Origin of the sequence: Novosphingobium sp. BL-52-GroH (assembly GCF_044813085.1) — a bacterium.
In the GTDB taxonomy this organism is placed as follows: Bacteria; Pseudomonadota; Alphaproteobacteria; order Sphingomonadales; family Sphingomonadaceae; genus Novosphingobium.
The window spans coordinates 1,765,879-1,787,163 of record NZ_CP171149.1 but is presented as its reverse complement, the minus strand read 5'-3'; the positions used below and the strand labels follow the sequence as shown (position 1 = coordinate 1,787,163).

The 21,285-nt window shown below is 64.6% G+C and carries 13 protein-coding genes; 5 read left to right on the top strand and 8 right to left on the bottom strand.

Translation table 11 applies throughout. The features are described from left to right. Window positions 1-52: 52 nt before the first annotated feature. The 4 genes from ACFFDA_RS07655 to ACFFDA_RS07640 form a co-directional block, all read right to left on the bottom strand. Window positions 53-2,488, bottom strand: coding sequence for a glycoside hydrolase family 3 C-terminal domain-containing protein (locus ACFFDA_RS07655; protein WP_404477502.1), 2,436 nt, complete (start codon window positions 2,486-2,488; stop codon window positions 53-55). Window positions 2,489-2,540: 52 nt separating this feature from the next. Beyond that, a complete protein-coding gene (locus tag ACFFDA_RS07650; RefSeq protein WP_404477500.1) occupies window positions 2,541-4,988 on the bottom strand; it encodes a TonB-dependent receptor in 2,448 nt (815 codons plus the stop codon). Window positions 4,989-5,102: 114 nt separating this feature from the next. Further along, window positions 5,103-6,401, bottom strand: a complete 1,299-nt coding sequence (locus ACFFDA_RS07645; protein ID WP_404477498.1) for an MFS transporter — start codon at window positions 6,399-6,401, stop codon at window positions 5,103-5,105. A gap of 3 nt (window positions 6,402-6,404) precedes the next feature. After that, window positions 6,405-7,715, bottom strand: coding sequence for an NtaA/DmoA family FMN-dependent monooxygenase (locus tag ACFFDA_RS07640; RefSeq protein WP_404477496.1), 1,311 nt, complete (start codon window positions 7,713-7,715; stop codon window positions 6,405-6,407). 268 nt (window positions 7,716-7,983) lie between these two features. Between ACFFDA_RS07640 and ACFFDA_RS07635 the strand changes: the two genes are divergently transcribed. Then, a complete protein-coding gene (locus ACFFDA_RS07635; RefSeq protein ID WP_404477494.1) occupies window positions 7,984-9,609 on the top strand; it encodes an MFS transporter in 1,626 nt (541 codons plus the stop codon). A gap of 7 nt (window positions 9,610-9,616) precedes the next feature. Here the strand turns inward: ACFFDA_RS07635 and ACFFDA_RS07630 are convergent, their stop codons facing one another. The 4 genes from ACFFDA_RS07630 to ACFFDA_RS07615 all read right to left on the bottom strand — a co-directional run bounded on the left by ACFFDA_RS07630 (window position 9,617) and on the right by ACFFDA_RS07615 (window position 12,623). Beyond that, window positions 9,617-10,630, bottom strand: coding sequence for a sugar-binding transcriptional regulator (locus ACFFDA_RS07630; protein ID WP_404477492.1), 1,014 nt, complete (start codon window positions 10,628-10,630; stop codon window positions 9,617-9,619). A gap of 207 nt (window positions 10,631-10,837) precedes the next feature. Next, a complete protein-coding gene (locus tag ACFFDA_RS07625; RefSeq protein ID WP_404477491.1) occupies window positions 10,838-11,083 on the bottom strand; it encodes a hypothetical protein in 246 nt (81 codons plus the stop codon). 369 nt (window positions 11,084-11,452) lie between these two features. After that, complete coding sequence (locus ACFFDA_RS07620) at window positions 11,453-12,382, bottom strand: HEPN domain-containing protein (RefSeq protein ID WP_404477489.1); 930 nt, start codon at window positions 12,380-12,382, stop codon at window positions 11,453-11,455. Between the two features lie 55 nt (window positions 12,383-12,437). After that, on the bottom strand, window positions 12,438-12,623 hold the full coding sequence (locus ACFFDA_RS07615) for a hypothetical protein (RefSeq protein ID WP_404477488.1): 186 nt from the start codon (window positions 12,621-12,623) through the stop codon (window positions 12,438-12,440). A gap of 767 nt (window positions 12,624-13,390) precedes the next feature. Between ACFFDA_RS07615 and ACFFDA_RS07610 the strand changes: the two genes are divergently transcribed. The 4 genes from ACFFDA_RS07610 (at window position 13,391) to htpG (ending at window position 21,281) form a co-directional block, all read left to right on the top strand. After that, window positions 13,391-14,167 carry an ImuA family protein gene (locus tag ACFFDA_RS07610; RefSeq protein WP_404477486.1) on the top strand — a complete coding sequence of 259 codons (777 nt, stop codon included), beginning with the start codon at window positions 13,391-13,393 and terminating at the stop codon, window positions 14,165-14,167. Further along, window positions 14,085-15,902 (top strand): DUF6504 family protein, encoded by a 1,818-nt coding sequence (locus ACFFDA_RS07605; RefSeq protein WP_404477484.1) that lies wholly within the window; start codon window positions 14,085-14,087, stop codon window positions 15,900-15,902. The genes ACFFDA_RS07610 and ACFFDA_RS07605 overlap by 83 nt, the downstream gene beginning before the upstream one ends. Next, window positions 15,902-19,171 carry an error-prone DNA polymerase gene (locus ACFFDA_RS07600; RefSeq protein WP_404477482.1) on the top strand — a complete coding sequence of 1,090 codons (3,270 nt, stop codon included), beginning with the start codon at window positions 15,902-15,904 and terminating at the stop codon, window positions 19,169-19,171. Before ACFFDA_RS07605 ends, ACFFDA_RS07600 begins: the two co-directional genes overlap by 1 nt. Window positions 19,172-19,394: 223 nt before the next feature. Next, on the top strand, window positions 19,395-21,281 hold the full coding sequence (gene htpG / locus ACFFDA_RS07595) for a molecular chaperone HtpG (RefSeq protein WP_404477480.1): 1,887 nt from the start codon (window positions 19,395-19,397) through the stop codon (window positions 21,279-21,281). The last annotated feature ends 4 nt before the right edge of the window (window positions 21,282-21,285 follow it).

Sequence of the window (21,285 nt, the reverse complement as noted above, 5' to 3'; positions counted from 1 at the left end):
ACTCCAACCAATCATCATGAAGGACCCGGACTCTACCTCTGAATGGTAACAATCAGGGGAGCAGTTCAAGGGCCTTGCCGGTTTTCGGTGCGCTTGGGATAGCCAGCACCTTCGCACCATCAGCCCGAGCGGTCGCCTCATTCGTGGGGGAGGTAGTCGCGGAAAGTGACGGCGCAGGGGCAGGCCCAGTCTTTGCGCCAACAAAATTCCGTTCCCGTATTCGGATCGATCCGGCCAGCGCCCCATCGCGGGATGATCCTGCGACTACGATGCGATAGCGGCCCTTCGCGCGCACCCATCGGCCTGCCTTCGGATCGAACGTCGCCATGGCGAGCGGCTCGAATGGAGCAACGATGGTTCGTGCCTCACCCGGCGCGAGTTCCACCCGCGCCCAGCCGGCGAGCCGGGCAGTGCGCCGGCCTGGCACGGTTGCATAGATCTGGGCGATCTCTGTGCCGGCCCGATCACCCACGTTGCGCAGCGTGAACGTCGCGCGCGTCGGCTCGATGCGGAGGTCGGCAAAGCGGAAGCGCGTATAGGACAGGCCATGGCCGAACGCGAAAAGCGGCTGCCGCCCGGTCCGTTCGAACCAGCGATAACCGACGTCGGACTTTTCGGGGTAGGTGATCGCGAAAGGCGGGAGCGTCGTTACCGGCTTGCCGCCGAACGTCAGCGGTTTTCCGTCTGCGGTACGCACCGGCAAGGACTGCAACGTGGAGCCGGGAACGACGGGGTTGGGCAGATCGGCTTCGCTGCGCGGAAACGTAACGGGAAGTTTCCCCGCGAAATTGATCTGTCCGGTGAGCAGCCGCGCCAGCGCCTCGCCCCCGCGCGCGCCCGGATACCATGCTTCGACGACCGCCGAAACGGAAGAGATCCACGGCATCGTCACCGGCCCTCCCGTTTCGAGAACCACCACGGTGTGTCGATTGGCCTCGGCAAGGGTCGCGACGAGGGCGTCCTGTCCAGCCGGTAGCGCGAGGGTGGCGGCATCGCTGCCTTCCATCGCGGGCTGGTTGACGAAGGCGATCACCACATCGGCCGACCGCGCGGCGGCGGCGGCGCGCACCGGGTCAGTGCCGTCATCGTACCCTATGGCGGCGCGAGGCAGCGCCGCCCGCAATGCAGCAAGCGGCGAAGACGGATACCACACCGGTGAACGGGAAAACGATCCGGCGACGCCAAGATCGACGATGTCCTCGTCGCCCTTGACCGCGTTGCCGCCCGGCGGATCGACCTGCCCGGAGCCGCCGCCCGTCAACACCCCCACGTTGGCGTGGCTTCCCACCAGCAAGATCGACAGCGAGATTGACCCGGGGCTTCCTGCCAGCGGCAGCACGCCGTCGTTCTTGAGCAGCACCATACCGGCCTCGGCGACGCGCTGCGCCGTATCGAGGCCGGCGGCGACGTCGACCACCATCGGCTTAGGTGGGTTGTCGACCACGCCGCTGGCGATCATCGTACGCACGATCCGCCGGGCCATGTCGTCCAGCCTTGCCTCGGGGATTTCGCCGGATTCGATCGCACGGTCGAGTGACTGGGCGAAAAACCTGCCGCCCGGCTGCTCCTGATCAAGACCGGCGAGCGCCGCTGCTGCGGTGCTGTGCGCCCCGCCCCAGTCGGACAGCACGAAGCCCTGGAAACCCCAATCCCGCTTGAGCACCTGATTGAGCAGATAATCGTTTTCGCATGCCCAATGCGTTTCGAACTTGTTGTACGCGCACATCACCATGCCCGGATCGCCGTCGCGCACCGCGATCTCGAACGCCAGCAGGTCGCTTTCGCGCGCGTCAGTGCGCCCGAGCTGGACGTCGCCGACCTGTCTGCCGGTTTCCTGGTCGTTGAACGCAAAATGCTTGAGGTCGCCGATGACGTTCTGCGCCTGCAGGCCGCGCAGGAATTGGCCGGCCATTATGCCGCTGAGCACGGGGTCTTCGGATCGATATTCGAACAGGCGGCCGTTGCGCGGTTCGCGGACGAGATTGATTCCGCCCGACAGCGAGGCGTTGTAGCCCTGGGCGCGCAGTTCCCGGCCGATCAGCGCGCCATAGTCCCGCGCGATCTCGGGGTCCCACGAAGCCGCTTCGGCGATCGTCGAAGGCATCAGCGTGGAATAGCGGCTGCGGGCGGCACCGCGGGCGACGCCTACGGACGAATCCGCCAGATTCAGGGCGGGCAGGCCGAGCCGGGCTATTCCCGGCACGAAGCCGGCCCCGCCATTGGACCCTGCCGGCGGGGCGTAAGGCGGCACGGTGCTGCGTTCGCCGTGAACCAGTTGGAGCTTTTCCGCGCGTGTCATCGCCGCGACCATCACCGCGGCACGCCGATCGGCGTCGAGCGTACGGTCCAGCCAGGGCGCCGCCGTCGTCACGGCCTGCGCCGGGACACCGTCCTGCCCATCGGCGCGCGCTTCCATGGGCGACGCGAACAGCACGGCGGCAACCGCGCATGCGCGGCCGAACCCGTCCATTGTGCCCGTACAGTGCATTTCCGTTCCCCCCAAGAGGAAGAGCCGGCCGATTTCGCGTCCGGCTCCCACTTCAGAACTTCATCGCCACGCGCGCGCCGAACTGGCGTGGCAGGCGCGGGGTGAAGGTCACGCTCTGGTTGTACTGGTTGGTCGCCCCTCCCGTGACCCCGGCCACGGACGCGTTCGAATCCGACGAGCGGGTCGCGCGATAGGGGGTGTGGTTGTTGCTCAGGTTCTTTCCGAAGACCTCGAAGGTCCAGGTGCCGCTTTGAAAGCCCACACGGGCGTTGAAGATATGGAATCCAGGTGTGTAAGCATAATTCAACTCGGATTCGTACTGTTTGCTTTGATACTGCCAGTCCCCCCGCATATACAGCGACCAGTCGTCGTCGATAGGTATTTCGTAATCGGCATTGAAGCTGTTCTGCCACTTCGAAATCGATTCGAGGCTGTTCCCGGCTACCGATACGCAGTTGTTTGGCGGGGCGGTATTGCTGTATAGCAGCGCCGCATAGTTCGACGAGCATAGCGTCTTGTATTTGCCGTCGTTGTACGAAAGGCCATCGCGCAGCGTAAGCCCCGCGAGCGGGGTCTGCCAGGCGGCGTCGATTTCCGCGCCCTTGACGGTGGACTTGCCCCGGTTCTCGACCACCGAGTACAAGTTGGCGACCGTCGATGCGCCCGACGGGTTGGACATGCAATCGGTTCCGGTGGTGGTGCAGTAAGCGTAGAAGCTGCCAGTCGTCTGCTGGTTGTTCCACTTCATGTAATACGCCGCCGCATTGATCGACAGCGAATCAAACAGGCGCGCCTTGAAGCCCAGTTCGAAATTCTCGAGCGTCTCTTCTTTGATAAGCGTCTGATCGGTCCGTCGCTGCGCCGCCGTGTTGAAGCCTCCCGGATTAGTGCCCTTCGAATACGTAGCGTAGACATTGGCATCGGGGGAGAACTTGTACTGGATGTTGAACCGCGGCAGCCAGGATTTGTAAGTGCCTGTCAGGTCGACGATACCCGCGGTGTTGATCGGCGTGGTCGTGCCCGGCGTATAGGCGTTGACCAGCACCGACGTGGTCGGCGTGCTCGTGCGGTGAACGCGTTCTTCCTGGTAGCGCAGTTCGGCGCTGACCGTGACCCGCGCGATCGGATCGACGTAGAGCGCCCCGAAAAGCGACCTGTCGCGGGTATCGGTTTCGCTGAAGTCGCCCGCCGACACGCGATCCGCCGCCGCGGTGCTGTTGACGGTATAGGCGATCGAGGGAAGGCTCTTCTGCTTGATCTTCAGGTAGTAGGCACCGGCGGCATACCGTATCCATTGATCCTGCGGTGAGGCGAAACGCAGTTCCACGCTTTTATCGTCGAGCGATCCGTAGCCGATCGAGTTGCGCACGGAAGATCCGGACACGGTCGGGCGATTGCGGAAGATGAAATTGCTTTGGGATTCCGAATCCTGCGTGTTGCGTGCCGCCGTCACCGTCAGCGTGTGATCATCGGCTAGACTGTATTCGCCCTGGACATACGTGCGCCACTGCGAGATCCGATCGCCCGGATCGCTGAGGTATTCCTGGAAATAGTTGTAGTCGCCGCGCTTGGGATTGAATGTCGGGATGGCGCCTTCGAAATACATCGTGGAAGGCACCGTCGCGCCGGTGACGGGGTTGATCTTGTTCACCACCCGATTCCGCTTGCCGGGATCGACGAACAGCGCCGAGCCGGGGCCGTCGTCGATCTTGTGGTAGCTTACCAGACCCCGGATCGTCAGGTTTTCGGTCGGCTTAAGCGTGAGCTTGCCCATGAACCCGCGCGAAGTCTGCGCGCCGTGATGCGTGCCGTCGACGTCGGTCCAGGCCTTGGGGCCGTCGATGTTCATGTACGAGGCCGACAGGAAGCCGTAGATCTTGTCGTCGACGATCGGCGCGGAAATATAGCCGTCGGCGTGTATTTCGTTGAAGGTTCCGGCATCGACCGACAATCCGCCGGTCAGTTCGGAGGGTTCCCGGGTGACGTAGTTGATCGCGCCCGCGAACGTCGATCGTCCGAACACCGCCGACTGCGGGCCTTTCAGCACTTCGACGCGTTCCATCCCGGCCAGCGACAGCCCGGTAAAATCGCCCGCGACGTACACGCCGTCGAGGAACACGGAGACCTTGTTGACGCCGGTGGTCGACACCCCGAGCCCGCGGAGGGTCAGCTTGACCTGGTTGCGCTGGCCCGCGGTCGCGAAACTGAGCGACGGCGTGGTCTGCATCAGATCGTAGAGGTTCTTCACGCCGTGCTCGGACAGCGCCGCGGAATTGAGCGCGGTGACGTTTATCGGCACGTCGAGCAGGCGCTCGGTCTGTTTGCGGGCGGTGACCAGGATATCTCCCGAAGCCGAGGCGGCGGCGCTTTCCCCGGCGGGCCCGTCATCGGCCGCCGGCGCGGTTTGCGCCGGCGCCATGGTGGGAAACGTCGCGAGCGCGGCGATCGCCGCACCTCTCAACAGGTTCGTGCGCAATTGCTTGGCTGTCATGTACGACATAGATCTTCCCCTTGATCGTCTACGCCTTTTCCAGAAATTCTCCCTGAACCATGCCGTTGCTCGGCATTTTTGTCATAGTATTACGGCTGTTAATCATAGGCTTGGAGCGTATCTCTAGCAGTTCGGGTTATCCGCGAAGCCCTCACTCAGCGGATTCTTGGAGGGAACGTCGATGGCTGGATCGAGTTCGATCAGGCGTTTTCCGCGCCAGGCCACTACCTTGAGTAAGTGCAGCGCGGCATACGCCATCCCGGCGGTGATCAGGCAGATCAGGCCGGCCACCGCCAGCGGCGTTCGCGGCGTAAACCGATCCGCGAGCACGCCGATCACGATGGCGCTGACCGGCACGAAGACATAGCCGCACGCCATGTAGATTCCCGCAATCCGGCCCTGGAACCGCGGCGGCACGCGAAGCTGGACGACGGCGTTCGCGGTCGACAGGTACATGTTCGACAGCATCCCGATCGGCAGCAGGATGATACCGAAGACGATGGGGCTGGGCGCTGCTGAGGCGATCAGGTAGCAGAAGCCGAGCAGTCCGGCGGCCAGCAGCACGATCGCGAACGACGGGCGATAAAGCCGTGCCACCTGAAACGCGCCGAAGATCGATCCGATGGCCATCATCGAGGTGAGGCTTCCGAACTCTCCGGCCCCCAGGTGGAAGGCCTTGGTCGCCATGATCGTGATGGAAACCTGGAAGTTGCCCGCGAACGACGACACGCAGGCGGTGAGCGCCATAACCACGATCAGTCCGGGATTTTGCCGCAATAGCTGGAAGCCGCCCGCAAGGCCGGGCTTCTCGCCGGGCGTCATCACGTCGTCAGGCTCTCTCGGCTTCACCTTGATCCCGAACAGCACCCCCGCCGCGACCAGATAGGCCGCCGAGACGCCCATGAAGGAATAGGCGACACCGACCGCGGCAATTAGGAACCCCGCAATCGCCGGCCCGATGATGCGCGAGGTGTGGAAGATGATGCCGCTCAACCCCATTGCGTTGATGAGGTCGTCCTTGTCCATCAGATCGCGGACGTAGGCCTGACGGACGGGTGAATCCACGCCCGATGCGACCCCGAGCGCCGCCGCGAAACCATAGACGTGCCAGATGCTCGGATGACCGAACATGATGATCAGGCCCAGCATGAGAGCCGGCAGGGACATGGCGATGCAATCGATCACCAGCATCATCCGGCGCGGCCAGCGGTCGGCGAAGTTGCCGGCGATGGGGCCGATGATGAGGCCGGGGAGAAACTGCATCGCGGTGGTGAAGCCCACCGCCGCGCCATCGCCGGTAAGCTGGATCGCCAGCCAATCCTGCGTTATGCGCTGCATCCACATCGCGGTGTTCGTCATCAGCGAGGCTGTGGCGTACCATCGAAAGCTTTCGACTTTCAAAGACCTGAAGGTTCGTGACACGGGTCAGATGGTCCGCAGGTTTTCCCGGAGCGTCTTGCCCGCGTACGTCTTGCGGGTGAGGCCCCGGCGCTGCAGCACCGGGATCAGCCCGTCGACCAGTTCGGCGATGAAACGGCGGGTGATGACGCCGCCCAACAGGAAGCCGTCCCCGCCGATGTATTCCATCGCTTCCTGCATCCGGTCGGCGACCGTTTCGGGCGTACCGACCCAGCGCCGGTCTATGGGGCGCGCCGCCGCCTGGCGAAGCGTCTTGCCCTTGTTGCGGGCCAGGAATTCGTCGAGCGATTTCTGCGTGCCTTCGGTGGTCAGTCCCTCGGCCTTGAGTTCCTCGTCGAGAGGGAACCGGCTGAAGTCGATGCCGGTCGTCTTGGAAATCAGCGCCAAGCTCTGCGGCGCCATCTTCAGGTTGTGCGCCTCCAGCGACTTGGCCTTTTCATCGGCCTCGCCCTGCGTCGCGCCGAGGATGGGCGTCAGCAGCGTCATGAACTGGATTTCGTCCGGATCGCGGCCGATCCCCACCGCCAATTCGCGCAGATTGTCGCGATAGGCCTTGGACGATTCGTTGTCCCGTCCGTCACCGACGATGGTGTCGGCGTACTTCGCAGCGAATTCGCGGCCCCGGCCCGAACTTCCCGCCTGCGCCATCGCCGGACGGCCTTGCGGCAACGGCCCCACGTTGAGCGGCCCGCGCGTCTTGAACCATTTGCCTTCGAAATCAACCGTGCGCACCTTGGCGGGGTCGACCAGCGTGTTGCTTTCGCGATCGGCGACGATCGCATCGGCGTCCCAACTGTCCCACAATGCGTTCGACGCCTCGACGAACTCGGCCGCGTGGTCGTAGCGTTCGTCGTGCGGCAGCATCGCGTCGAAGCCGAAGTTCTGCCAGGCGCGGTCGGACGAACCGGTCACGCAGTTCCAGCCGACCCGTCCGCCCGAAAGCTGGTCGAGGCTCGCCATCTGGCGCGCGTGATAGAACGGATGCGGCGCGAACGTCGAAATGGTCGGGACGATGCCGATGTGCTTCGTGGCCTTGAGCATGTACGGCGCGATCATCATCGGGTCTCGGCGCGGAACGGATATGCCGTACTTGAGGTACGTATCCATCTTGCCGCCGGCGGCATCCGCCACGAATACGTTATCTTCGAGCAGAATATAGTCGAGGCAGCCGCGTTCCAGTTCGCGGGCGACCATCTCGTACAATTCCGGTCCCATGAATTCGTCGGTGATGTTGCCGCTCCATTCATAGCCCCAGCCCTGGATGTGCGGACCACCCAGAAAAAATGCCAGATGAAACGGCTTGATGTTTTCGCTCATGCGCGGCTCCCGGTGAAGACACCGAAAATTAGGCAGCGATTCGGGTTCTTGTCAATTTTAGTTTTTGTCGCATAAATATGCGGCCGGCTGGTAACGTTTGCCGCACAAGTTTCGTTTTTCCTTGATCCAAGGAAGCGTCGCGCGCCTCCTTCGGGCCGACTCACGAAAATATGGCAGTGCCCAATCGCATTTTTATGCAACTAGTATTGATATTGACACGCTGTTCGTCTCGCTAGACCTTGCGGCGATCACATGAGGGGCGATTCAGATGCCGCAAGCCGTACCGCGCGAGGCGCGACCAGACGCCGTCGCCGATCCGTCTTCGCACGAAGACAGCGACGAAATGCCCCGCACCCGGTGGCGGCGTGCGCTCGGCCGGCGCCTTGACGTTCGAGCCGGCCGCCCTGCATCCGCCAGCGCCGAACGGCGCGCCGAGCGGAGGTCGGACAACGCCTATATGCTCGCGGCCTGGCCGACCGCGATCGGCGTCGGCCCGACATCGCTGATCGCCGCCTACATCAACTATGCGACGGGCGCCTCGCTGGCCGTTCTGGGCGCGGCCGCGACCACGGCGCGGATCGCCGACGTCGTGCTCAGCCCGATCATGGGCGTCATCTCGGACAAGACCCGCACGCCGTTCGGTCGCCGCAAGCCATGGGTGCTGTTCGGATGCTTGGGCATGCTTGCCTTCCTGGTCTACGGCCTCGTGCTGTTCTCGGAACCGCGCATCACGTTCTCGCCGTTCTGGTATGCGGTCGGGCTGGGCGCGTTCCTGTTGCTGATGACGGTGAAGGGCGTCCCGTACCAGGCCCATGGCGGCGAGATCACCGCGGACTACGACCGTCGCAGCCGCATCAATATCCGGCAGGGGATGATAAACGTCGCGGCTCACCTCGTGGCGATCGGCGTGCCGTTTCTGCTGGTCGACCCGCTGACGGCCCCGGGGCGGAGGGCTTTCGCTTCGCTGTTGCCCGCCGTCTGGCCGTTCGACGTGCTCGGCGGATGGCTCACGCTCGAACCGCTAACGGGCACCGCGAATTACGGCCGCATCATGATCCTGCTGGCGTGGATCACGATTCTGTCGACGCCGATCATCCTGTGGCGGTACATGCGCTATGCCAAGGAACTGCCCATCGCGGGCGGCGCCGCGCCCAAACGTAAGACCGTCAGGTCGACCGAACTGCTGTTGCCCTTGCGCAATCCGGTGTTTATGCTGTTCGCGCTGGGCTATTTCGTCTTCGTCGCCGGTTACGTCGGGCGGCTTAGCATCTATCCGTTCATCGTCCCTTACGCGACCGGAGGCGGCTACAGCTATTTGTTCCTTTCGCTGGTCCAGAGCGTCAGCAGCCTCGTCGCCACACCCTTGTGGACGCGGCTGGCCGGCCGGCTCGAACGAGGCCAGACGATGCTGATCGCGTGCATCGTCGAAGCGGCGGGGCTGGTCCTGATCGGCTTGTCGATCGAGGGCGGGGGCGCCTTCGCGCTAGTGGGCGCGGCGCTGGTGGGCCTGCCCGGAGGAACCGTGGGAATGCTGCCGTTCCTAATGGCGAGCGACGCTTCCGACTATTCGCGGTTCCGGCACGGCGGCGATACCCGCGGACTGCACATCAGCCTCATCAGCATGATCTCCAAGGTCAGTTCTTTCATCGCGACGTTGGTGCTGACGATGGTCGGCGCGTTGGGCATCAATCCCAGCCATGGCGTGTCGACCCGGGATGTGCTGCTGATTCAGATGATCGGGCTCTACATCCCCGCCGCGCTGGTCCTGCTGGGCGGCATGATAATGTTCGTGTTCCCCATCACGCGGCGACGCCATTCGACGATTACGCGCCGCCTCGAACGCCTGGCCCTGATCCGCACGGGGATCGTCGCGCAACCCGATCCGCCGGTATGATCCGCGATCAGCCCACCGCCGCCGGAGTTTTCGCCCTTGTCCGCCCCTTCTTGGGCGTCGGCGCATCGGCCAGCAATTGCTCGCCCGTCTGCTGATCGGTTATCAGGACATCGATCCATTTGCCTTTCAGGCTGGCGCGGACGACGGGAAGTTTGCGGACCCCGCCGGCGATGCCGACGATCCTGCCGACCTGCCGGAGCGCCGGCAGGTCGATGCCCATGACCCGGTTTATCAAGGCGGAGCGGATTGGCTTGCCTTCGGAATCGATGAAGCGCAGGCACACGTCGCCCACCGCGCCGAGTTTGGACAGCTCGGCGCGTTCCTCGTCGGAGAAGGTCGCCGCGACATTCGGGCCGACCGGCCGCAGCGACATGAGTGACCCCAGCGCCACCACGGCAAGATCGATCCGATCGAAATAGGCCGCCGCCTCACGGACCGCAGGGTCGGAACTCAATACCCTCCTTGCTTCGGGGCTGCCCACCACGGCAGGGACCTGGAGCAGCACCGGGGTCGCTCCGATGTTGGCGCTGAGTTGCTGGATCAGGTGGGGGTCGTACTGGCGGCTCTGCACGTTGCCTACGCCGCCCAGAATTTGGACGACGGTACCACCCTTGCCGCGCTGGTTCGGGCTCATCCGCTCCACCATGGTGATGAGCGCCTGGCCCCAGGGCGAAAGCCCGATCACCATGTCCTTGCGCACCGTGGTTTCGAGATAGAACGCCGCGGCCGTCCCCAGTTCGCGTTCGATCTGGTCGGCGTCGGCATCGTCGGGCGTATCGACTATGATCGCCTGCTGCAGCCCGAACTTCTGCTCGATCGCCTCTTCGAGATCGGCATGCACCCCCGTGGGCGGGGCGATGCTGATCCGCACCACGTTCGTATCGCGCGCGCGCTTGAGCAGGCGCGATATCGTCGACTGGTGGATGCCGAGGCGCTCGGTGATCTCCTGTTGCCGCAAGCCCTGATCGTAATACAGGCGCGCGATCTTGACCATCAGGCGCGCCTCGTCGAAGCTAGGCACAGGTTAGTCCAATCGTGTTACGGCGGGCACATTTCGAGGTTGCCCGACCGATAAATCGCACGGCGATCCAATGCAACTACGAATATTTATGCAGATCCTGACCGGTGTCACGATAACCCTTGCCATCGTTGCGGCCGCGCGCGTAGCACCCTGCCAGGCGCGTATGCGGCGCCAGCTGATGCGTGGCGTGTCCTGACGCACTCGGGGTCAGGGCGCAGAGTAGGGGCCGCCCGCGAGATGCAGCGGCTGGACCAGCGCCAGCGCGGCACCGCCGAGCGGAGAGAATGCGAGCGGCGGAATTATCATCATGCTGATCAGGATCGTGCCGACGCCCCAATAATAGGCGGGATGGAACTTCCGACGGACCGCCAGATCGAAGATCGGCCCGGCGAAACCGAACAAGGCGACCACGCCGAACTTCACCAGCGCCGCCGCCGCGCCGAACGATCCCATCGGCAGCAACCGGCCGAGCCCGCAGCCGAGGATCGAGATCCTGGCGCACCGGCGCAGGCCAGCTGATGGCGTCGTGAAATCTCAGCAGCGTATGGCGAAATTCCCACGCCTCGTCAGGCACCGGGTCAAAAAGGTAGGCGAACATCGTAGACGCCTCCCGCTTCATGCGCGCCAGAGGCGCAACGAAAACGCTCACTCTACCTCCTCATCAAAGGCCGTCGGTCCGCCGCCTCGCGGCAACGATCGTTGCCGCAAGTTCCAGGCCCGAAGGACTGGCTGCGAAAGGCTGCGCGGAGCGTAGAGCGCAATCGCCGCATGCTTGCGGGGCATTCACTCCTTGATGCAGATCGCCGGACAGCGACCATTCCTTCAGGCCTCGGAACGCGCAGCCTCGTCGAGTGCGGCGATCCGTTCGAGACAGACCTCCTGAACGACCCGGCCGAGTTCCTCGACCTGCCGGCCCAGCCAGGTCAGTTCTTCCTGGCTGATCTGGTAGTGCTTTGAATAACGCGCCTTCACGTACGCTTCCTTGAGCTTGGTGAAGATGGCCCGTTCGCCCCGCGTATCGCCAGGCCAGACGTAGCAGAGGCGACGATCGAGGCGTTCCGCCTGCGTGCGCAGGAACCCGAGATTGTGCACGTGGGGCGTGTAGAAGGTGACCGTAAGCAAGACGCAGTGATAGAGACGCTCGGTGGCTTGATGGAGCGAAAAAGCGGCCTCCTTGAGCCTACCGCGCCCAATGTAGAAATCCGCGCCTTCCTTCAGGGCCGCCGCACTCGGAAACCATTCCTCGAAATACTCCTTCGCCATGGCGAGCGCGGCCTCGGGCGTCTTGGGCCGGGGCGCGAGCAGGTCGCTGTCGTCGGACTGGTAGAGCGCGATGCCGTCGCGCACGAGATCCATGAAGAAGTAGCGACCGTGGGCAAGTCCGTCGTTCACTTCCTGCAGCGAATGCACGATGAAGTTGACCGGCGTGCGCAGCGCGCCGGAAATCGAAAACTCGCGGGTGAGCCGATCATCCAGCTTCGACCAGTACTCGACGCGGTCAGTCAGTCGCTTGTCGTTGACGATCACGAGCAGATCGTAATCCGACTGGTAGCCCTTGGCGGTATGGGGCTCGTCCACCCAACCGCCGCGTGCGTAGGATCCGTAGAGAACGAGCTTGAGGATGCGCCCCTTCTTCTTCCAGTCCTGGGTTGCAAGCGCGATCGCCTCCTCGAACTCCTCGAAGATGACCTGCACCACGCGTTCAAGTTCGCGCTGTTTGTTCCCGGGAAGATGATCGAGGTCGGTACGCATTGCGCCGATTCTGCCGCCTCGCCCTGCAGATGGCAAGCACGAGGCAACAGCACGCTCACCGGCGCCGCGGCCCCCTCCACCACGGACGCCTTTCCTCGAAGGCATCCGCGAGGATCATCAGGCCTGCCCCGAACTGCGCCGCGACCTCGCCCATGGCGATGCCATGGCGCTGGGCAAGCTGCTCGTAAGTCGCATCCTCGATACATAGGCCACGCAAGATGTCCTGTTGCAGCGGTGTCATCCGGGCCAGCCCAGATGCGAACGCCTCCTGAATTCATGGCGGCTAAATCCCAGAAGCGCAGCCCCCTCCCCTTCCCTCGCTCTCGCCTCGTTTGTGCCCTTGCGATCCCGGCCCCAGACTTGGAGTTTAAATACCTTGCACATCGCCAGCCTCCAATCGCGCCCCAGAACCATCATGGCTTCCCCCGCAGGGCGGAGGTGGGCGGCGAAACGACCGGACAGGATCGCCGTGGAGCTGGGCCCGGCATCCGCCAAGACCGGAACACCAGTGGAGGAGCCGGGTCCGAAGGGCACGGCTTGCGGGCAACGCGGGCGAGCCTAGACAGGGAGCGCGCCCACTCCCGCAGCTTCGGGAGAGGCCCTCACCAGTGACGCCGGGCGCGGGATTCGCGCGCACGTCCTCATCGCGGCCGGCATAGCCGGCCCCCGCGCACCAGCGATGCGAATTGGATGACGTTAGTAATGCTACGGACGTTTCACGAAGGCGGATCACTCTCCTACTGCGAGCACACGCACTTGCGTACGCTCCGGGCCGATGGGGAACAACGCGATCCCCCGCCCTGGCGGAGGGCTCGAGTTAGAATTGCTACCGGATGTCAGCCAGGAGCGTGGTCTGCGGTCATTACTGAGCACATAGCCTACCGAAGATTCTTTTTCGTTTTCAGCCCGTTGCTTAGCGTAAGATCCCCCGAGTTGTCCGAGCGGACACCTTGACGGAACAGGGGACAAATAAGAACATATAGCGAACACATGAGTCGCCCTTGACCAATGATCTTGCACTCCGCCCTTCCTTCGCGGCTGCCTGCCGAGCAGCTCGCCTTGCTGCGCGCCCAGATTGCGCAAGTCCAGGCCGTGCGCGGTCCGGTGCTGCCGTTCGGCGTGGCAGAGATCGACACCCGGCTTGCCAGCGGCGGCCTCGACGGCGCCGCACTTCATGAGATAGCCGGCGCCAGCGCCAGCTGGAGCGACGACGCTGCCGCGACGCTGTTCACTGCCGGCTTCGCCGCGCGCTTTGCCGCCGGTGCAGGCATGACCGTGCTGTGGGCGCTCAGCCGCTTCGACCTCTACGCCCCCGGCCTTGAGCAAGTCGGCCTCGGGCCCGACAAAGTGCTCTACGCGCAAGGGGCCAAGGATGCCGAGGTCCTGGCGCTGGCCGAAGACGCTTTACGCGACGGATCGCTGGCCTGCGTGATCGCCGAGGTCAAATCGGCCGACCAGACCGTGACGCGGCGCCTGCAGCTTGCTGCCTCCGATGGGAAGACGCCGATGCTGCTTTACCTGCGGCATCGCTCGCGCGAGCGCAGCCCCCTGATTCAACCATCCGCGGCGATGACGCGGTGGAGCATTGGCACCGCCCCCTCCTCGCCGCTGCCCCACGCCGGCGTCGGCCGCGGGCAATGGTCCGTCGAGCTTGTCCGTCAGCGCGGCGGCAATCCCTTTTCTCTTTGCGTCGAGGCCTGCGATGACCAGGGTTGCCTCGCTCTACCTGCCCCAGCTGCCGATCGAGCGACTGCGCCGGTTCGAGCGGCCATCCGCGCCGCTTAACGCGGCCGCGCTGACGCCTCGGTTCGCGCAAGCGATCGACGACGATCCCGGCCCCTGCTCGGTGCCGCGCGGCGGCGGCTGGCGCCCTGGCGCACGCTGGGCGCAAGGCGCGCTTGGCGCCGCGCCGACGCCATCGGACATCGATGCCTTGCCTGCACACCAGCGCCCGACCATGCGCGAGATGGGGCGGCGCAGCGAAACCGCCGATCACCCTTTTCGCGCGATGGCCCCCGACGATGGCGGGCCAGCCAGTGCAGCCAGGCCATCGCCGGTGGCGCGCCCGCGCACCGATCCCTGGGCCAAGCCCATGATTCTCATCGCGCGCAGCGGCCAGCGTGACATCGTGACCGCCACATGCCCGGTCGCGCTCGACCTCGGCCTGCGCCCCGGCATGGCTGCAGCCCATGCGCGCGCGCTGGTGAGCGATCTCGACGTCCGCGACGCCGAGCCCAGCGCCGACGCGACGTGGCTCGACCGCCTGGCGCTTCATGCCGTGCGCCACTGGACACCGACGGCAAGCGCTGGCGATCTCGACGGCCTCTGGCTCGACCTGACCGGGACCACGCATCTGTTCGGCGGCGAGGATCGCTTCTGCCGCCGGGTCCTGCGTTTTCTCGAGCGCCTGGGCTTTACCGCGCGCATCGCCATCGCTGGGACGCCCGGCGCTGCACATGCGCTGGCCCGCTTCGGGGGGAGCGCGATAACGATCCTGCCGCCCCGCGCCGAAGCACAGGCGATCGCCGACCTGCCGCTTGCGGCGCTGCGGCTCTGCGCCGACACCTTGGCCACAGCGAGCCGGTTCGGGATCGAACGCATTGCCGATCTCTACGCGATGCCCCGCGGCCCGCTCGCCAAACGCCTTGGCCTCAAGGCGGTCCAGCGACTCGATCAGGCACGTGGCCTCATTGCCGAACCGATCGTGCCGGTGGTCCCTTTCGAGGTGCCGCGCGCCGAACGACGGCTGCTCGAACCGATCGTCACCGCCGAGGCGATCAACCACGTCATCGGCGACCTTCTCGCCGACCTCGTGCACGACCTGCAGGGCCGCCGGCTGGGCCTGCGCACCGCGGTGCTGACCTGCCAGCGGGTGGACGGGATCGACCAGCGCGTCGCCGTAGGCACCGCGCGCGCCACTCGGGACGCCAAACACCTGGCGCGCATGTTCGCAATGCGCGTCGAGCGGATCGATCCCGGGCTCGGCATCGAGGTGATGCAGCTCGCGGCGCCGCGCGTCGAGGATTTGCAACCGGTTGCGCTCGATTGCGGCCTGCTGGACACTCGGCGCGCGCCCGACATCGCGCCCCTCGTAGACCAGTTGATCGGCCGGGCCGGCGAGGAGGCCCTGTTCCGCCTCAGCGCGATCGAGAGCGACGTGCCCGAGCGCGCGGTGCGGCGGACCGCCCCCTTGGCGACGCCGTTCGGCTGGCCGGCCTGGCGCCGCCCGGTCCGCCTGCTGCACCGCCCCGAACCGCTCACCAACGTCGTCGCCTTATTGCCCGATCATCCGCCACGCCGCTTCTCGTGGCGCGGCAGTGCGTACAAAGTATCGGCGGGCGAAGGGCCCGAGCGCATCCATGGCGAATGGTGGCGGTCTGCGCGCGAAATGTGGGCGGTGCGCGACTATTTCATGGTCGAGACCGGGGGCGGCGAGCGCTTCTGGCTGTTCCGGCGTGGCGACGGCATCGATGCGCCGACCGGCGATCTCACCTGGTATCTCCACGGCGTGTTCGGCTGATGGCGACCTATGTCGAACTGCAGGTCACCAGCCACTTCTCATTCCTGCGCGGCGCTTCCGCCCCCGAGGAACTGTTCGCAGCCGCCGCGGCGCTCGGCCACACCGCGCTTGGCCTTGCCGACCATAATACACTCGCCGGGGTAGTGCGCGGATGGGCGGGGCAAAAGGAGACCGGCGTACGCATGATCGCGGGCTCGCGTGTGGACCTGACCGACGGGCGCGCGCTGCTGCTCTACCCCACCGATCGCGCCGCCTGGTCGCGGCTCACGCGCCTGCTGTCCCTGGGCAAGGGCCGTGGCGGCAAGGGCAAGTGTATCCTCGCCTGGAGCGACGTTGCCGAGCGTTGCGAAGGACTGGTCGCGATCCTGCTTCCCGACATGCCGGACGTGCGAACAGCGCAGCACCTCGCGGACCTGCGCGCCGTGTTCGGGAATCGCGGCTACTGTGCGCTGTCGCTGCGCCGCCGGCCCGGCGACCAGGCCCGGCTTCATGGCCTCGATGCCCTGGCCCGGGCGGCCGGGATCCGCAGTGTCGCGACCGGTGACGTGCTCTACCACGCACCCGAACTGCGCCCGTTGCAGGACGTGATGACCGCGATCCGCGAGAAGACCACCATCGACGCGCTGGGCTTCAAGCGCGAGCGGTACCTGGACCGCAACCTCAAGTCCCCGGAAGAGATGGAGCGCCGTTTCGCGGCGTTCCCCGATGCAATCCTGGCCAGCGCCGACATCGCCGGCCAATGCCGCTTCGATCTCGGCGAGATCGAGTACCAGTATCCGTACGAGCAAGTCATGGCCGGACGCACTGCGCAGCAGGCGCTCGCCGTCCTGACCGAGGAGGCAGCTGCGCGTATGTTCCCCGACGGGCTTGGCGAGGCCTATCGCAAGCAGATCGACCACGAACTGCGGCTGATCGCCCAGCTCGGCTATGCGCCCTATTTCCTGACCGTCCATGCGATCGTCGCGGAAAGTCGGCGGCGCGGCATCCTGTGCCAGGGGCGGGGCTCGGCGGCCAACAGCTGCGTGTGTTTCATGCTGGGCATCACCTCGATCGATCCGATCAAGCACGAACTGCTGTTCGAACGCTTCGTCTCCGGCGAGCGCAAGGAGCCGCCCGACATCGACGTCGACTTCGAGCACGAGCGACGCGAGGAAATCATCCAGTGGATCTACGACACCTACGGGCGCCATCGTTCGGCGCTGACCGCGGTCGTGACGCGCTACCGCACCCGCGGCGCGGTCGCGGAAGTGGGCAAGGCGCTCGGGCTGCCTCGCGACCTGACCAAGATGCTCACCGGCCTTGTCTGGGGTTGGTCGATGGACGGGATCGGCGACGAACAGATCGAGAGCCTCAATCTCAACGCCGATGATCATCGCCTGCGCCTGACGCTGGAATTGTCGCGTCAGCTGATCGGCACGCCGCGCCACTTGTCGCAGCACCCCGGCGGCTTCGTGCTGACCCAGGACCGGCTCGACGATCTCGTGCCGATCGAGCCCGCGCGCATGGAGGATCGCCAGATCATCGAGTGGGACAAGGACGATATCGATGCCCTCAAGTTCATGAAGGTCGACGTGCTGGGCCTGGGCATGCTCGGCTGCATGAACCGCGCTTTCAACCTGCTCGAGACGCACAAGGGCATCCGGGTCGGCATGGCCGATCTGCAGGACGACGATCCGGATGTCTATGCGATGATCCAGAAGGCCGACACGCTAGGCGTCTTCCAGATCGAGAGCCGCGCACAGATGTCGATGCTGCCGCGCATCAAGCCCGACAAGTTCTACGACCTCGTCATCGAAGTGGCGATCGTGCGGCCCGGACCTATCCAGGGCGACATGGTCCATCCCTACCTGCGCCGGCGCGAAGGCAAGGAGACGCCCGAGTACCCCAAGGCAGAGCTGCGCGCGGTGCTGGAAAAGACGCTGGGCGTGCCGCTGTTCCAGGAACAGGCGATGAAGGTGGCGATCGTCGGTGCCGGCTTCACGCCTGCCGAGGCGGACCAGCTGCGCCGCGCGATGGCGACTTTCAAGCTGACCGGCGGTGTCAGCCACTTCTACGACAAGCTGGTCGGCGGGATGGTCGCGCGGGGCTACCCGAAGGACTTCGCCGAACGGACCTTCAAGCAGATCGAGGGCTTCGGCTCCTACGGCTTTCCCGAGAGCCACGCGGCCTCCTTCGCCAAGATCGCCTATGCCAGCTGCTGGATGAAGCACCATCACCCCGACGTGTTCTGCGCCGCGCTGCTCAACGCGCAGCCGATGGGCTTCTATGCGCCCGCGCAGATCGTGCGCGATGCGCGCGGGCACGGCGTCGAGGTGCGTCCCGTCTCGATCAACCACAGCCACTGGGATTGCTCGCTGGAGCCCGCCCGGGACGCACGCGGCCGATACCTGGCAGTTCGCCTCGGCTTTCGCCAGGTGCGCGGCCTTGCCAATCTCCATGGCGCTTCGATCGTCGCGGCCCGTGGCCCTGCCCCGTTCGACAGCGTCGAGGAGGTCTGGCGCCGCGCCGGAGTACCGCGCACCGCGATCGAGCGGCTCGCCGAGGCGGACGCCTTCTCGTGTATCGCCGAAAACCGCCGCCAGGGCTTGTGGAAAGTGAACGGCCTGGGCGATGCGCCGCTCCCGCTTTTCGCTGCCGCCGACGAGCGCGAGGCACGGTTTTCGCCGGAGAGCGTCGAGCCCGACGTGACCTTGCGGGCGATGAGCGAGGGCCGCGAAGTGGTCGAAGACTACCGCTCGCTGCAGATGTCGCTGCGCGGACACCCACTGCAGTTCCTGCGCACCGAACTGGATGCCATGGGCATCATGCGCTGCGCCGATCTTGGCTTGGTCCCCGATGGTCGCAACATCGAGGTCGCCGGGGTGATCCTCGTGCGCCAGCGGCCCGGCTCGGCCAAGGGTATCCTGTTCGTGACGATCGAGGACGAGACCGGCATCGCCAACGGCATCCTGTGGCCCAACAAGTTCGAGATCTACCGCCGCGAGATCATGTCCGCCTCGATGATCGCGATGCGCGGCCGCCTGCAGAAGGAGGGTGAAATCATCCACGTCATCTGCGACCGCATCATCGACCACGACGCCATGCTGCGATCGATCGCCCATGCCGACTTCGCGGTGGCGCCGGGGCGCGGCGATGGTGCCAGCAACGGCGGCGGGCCCGACCCGCGCGATCCGTCGTGGCCGCGGGGCCGGACACTGGGCTCGCCGCCCTTTGGCACTGCGGCAAACCCGGATGATCTCGTGCCGATCCGTAGCCACGATTTTCATTGATCGACGAAAGGCCTTCGCCAGAACTTTGTCAGCAGCCGGGCCAGCAAATTTTGGTTGCAAAGTACTGACGGTCAGCTTTTCTCTCAGGCCAACCCGCGAGTGGATATCTCCACAGTGCGCGGTCCACCGTTCTCGAAAAATAGCCAGCTGCGACCTCTTGAACGGCAATAGCTTTCGATCCATCTGTCGCGCGCAATTTCTAGGAATGCGAGCCAGAGAGACGATGACAATGGACACCGTTACCGCCCCTGAAACGCGGGCCTTCGAGGCAGATGTTTCCAAGCTTCTGCACATGATGGTCCACTCGGTCTATTCTGACCGGGACGTTTTCCTGCGCGAACTTATATCCAATGCTGCCGATGCTTGCGAAAAGCTGCGCTATGAAGCGATCTCCAGCCCGGCGATGCTGGGCGCGGATCCCCAATCGCGCATCAGCTTGAGGCTGGACAAGGAAGCCGGCACGCTCGTTGTCGAGGATAACGGCATTGGTATGACCGCTGCTGACATGGGCGAAACGCTGGGTACCATTGCCCGGTCGGGCACCAAGGCGTTCATGGACAAGCTTGCCGCGGACAAGAATGGCGAAGGGCAGCAGCTTATCGGCCAATTTGGCGTCGGCTTCTATTCCGCGTTCATGGTGGCGGGGAGGGTAGAGGTTACCTCTCGCCGTGCCGGAGAGGCTGATGCAGCCATCTGGTCCTCCGATGGGCTGGGTACTTATACGATCGCACCGGCCGATCCTGCAGCGGCGCCTGCGCGCGGTACGCGCGTCACGTTGCACCTGCTCGACGATGCCAAAACCTATGTCGAGCGCTACACTGTCGAGCGGATCGTCAAGGCGCAGTCGGGCCATGTCCCGGTTCCCATCTTCCTCGAAGAAGCCGGCAGCGAGGACGAACCAACACAGGTGGCCGATGGCGTGGCGCTGTGGACCAGGGCCAGGGCCGATATCAGCGAGGAAGATTACGCCGATTTCTATCGCAGTGTAGCAGGACAGTTCGACAAGCCGGCGCTGACGCTACATTACCGCGCAGAGGGGCGTCACGAATATTCCGTTCTGACCTTCATTCCCGAAACCAAGCCGTTCGATCTGTTCGATCCTGATCGCAAGGGCCGCATCAAGCTCTATGTGCGCCGGGTATTCATCACTGACGAGGCGGATATCCTGCCGCGATACCTTCGTTTCGTGCGCGGTCTTGTCGATTCCGGCGACCTGCCGCTCAACATGTCGCGCGAGATGATTCAGGACAGCCCGATCCTGTCCGCCATCCAAAAGGGCGTAAGCAACCGCATCCTCTCCGAGCTGGACAAGCTTTCAACCAGCGAGCCCGAGCGATATGCCGCCATCTGGGAAAATTTCGGATCGGTATTGAAGGAAGGCCTTTACGAAGATTTCGAGCGTCGCGAAGCACTGTTGCGCCTGGCCCGATTCAAGAGCACGACATCCGATGGCGCCTGGCGTTCTCTCAAGGACTATGTCAGCACTCTGAAAGAGAATCAGACGGCGATCTATTATGCGACCGGCCAGGATCTTGACCGGATCGCGCAGTCCCCGCAGATCGAAGGCTTCAACGCGCGTGGCATCGAGGTCCTGCTCCTCCCCGACCAGGTCGATAATTTCTGGACGACGATGGGCTTCGATTATGAGGGAAAGCCCTTCAAATCTGTCACGCAGGGAGCTGCGGATCTGAGCCTTATTCCGTTGGCCGAAGGTAGCAGCTCCAAAGACGCGCCAAGCGAAGAGGCCAATAACTTTATTGCTTTCGCAAAGGAAGCATTGGCAGATCAGGTGTCCGATGTCCGAATTTCGGATCGCTTGACCAACAGCGCGGTCTGCATCGTTGCGGCGGACAACGCCATGGATCTCCAGTTGGAAAAGATGTTGGCCTCAGCCGGCCGTGCGCCAGAGCGAGCGAAGCCCGTTCTGGAGGTGAATGCCGGCCATGCGCTGATAGCGAAACTGGGGCACGCCAGTGGCGATGAGGAAGGGCGGCGGGATCTGGCATTCCTTTTACTTGATGAGGCCCGGATTGCCGAAGGCGAAGCGCCGGCTGACCCGCGCGCCTTTGCCGAGCGGTTGGAGCGTTTGATGGCGAGAGCTTTGGGATGACGTC